Annotated in this window: 1 pseudogene; it reads left to right on the top strand. The window is 42.8% G+C overall.

Annotation, left to right across the window (positions count from 1 at the left end):
* Positions 1-1,151, top strand: a pseudogene (locus FE813_RS10365) (hypothetical protein); the annotation flags it as partial.

The following is a 1,151-nucleotide window of genomic DNA, read 5'->3' as shown; positions in this document are numbered from 1 at the left end:
TAGCACGCCAGCAGTGCCGACAACAGCGGATTTAGTGGACTTGAACGGCACGGTAGGTGCACCTGTCAACAAAAACGCGGCGGCGACGGTAGGTGACTTACAAAATATGGGCTGGAAAGTATCGTCAAATAAAACGACGGGTGCGGAAGGTGCATATTTAGATGTAGTGAAAAACGCAAATGAAGTGAAATTCGTCGGCAAAAACGCAGCCAAAGTATCGGGTAAAACCGAGAACGGCGTACGCACAATTACTATTGATGTGCCAGACGTTAAAACTGCCGAGCTGGTTTCAAGTAAAGACGGTTCTGTTATTGCACCATCAACTGATTCTAAACTCCAAGAAGCATTAAAAGCTGCAAAAGACGAGTTGGCTGCATTACCTAAAGATGCGACGCCTGAAAAGAAAAAAGAGGTTGAGGAAAAAGTCAAAGATGCCGAAACGGCATTAAATAAGGCTTTAGATGATAAAGGCGTTGCTACGGCTAAAAATGTTGCGGATATGATTAATAAATCTGGCTTTACGCTGAAGACTTCTGCAACTGCCGAAGGTAATAAAGAATCCGGTGATGATGAAGTTATCAACCCAGGAAAAGCCGTTGAAATGGTGGCGGGTAAAAACTTAACCGTAAAACAGGAAGCGAACGGTAAAGTAACTTATAGCTTGAATCCAGTATTAAGTAACTTGACTAGTGCAGAGTTTAAAGGCACAGGTACAAATACGCCGACCACCAAGCTGACTAATGAAGGTGTAACCATTACTCCAGAAACTTCTACAGGTAAGAATCCGGTTTCATTAACTCAAAACGGTTTAAACAATGGCGGCAATGCGATTACCGACGTAGCTGGCAACCTTGACGGTGCAAAAGCAAATACTCAAGCACCAACGACCAATGCGGCAGCACCAAATACAACGAATAAAGATGGTGATAAATACGTTAATCCAAACAACGCTGCAACCGTCGGTGATGTATTGAATGCAGGCTGGAACTTGCAAGAAAAAGGTACGGCAAAAGATTTTGTCACTGCTTATGACACCGTTAACTTTATTGACGGCGAAGGTACGAGTGTATCTGTTGAAAATACAGACAATAAAACCAGCAAAATCAAATACAGTGTAAACCTTGGCGATGGTTTAGAAAAAACCAACGACA

Origin of the sequence: Haemophilus seminalis (genome assembly GCF_006384255.1) — a bacterium.
Classification (GTDB): Bacteria; Pseudomonadota; Gammaproteobacteria; order Enterobacterales; family Pasteurellaceae; genus Haemophilus; species Haemophilus seminalis.
Note: the sequence above shows the minus strand (reverse complement) of the source record. Positions and strands in the feature narration are given on the sequence as shown.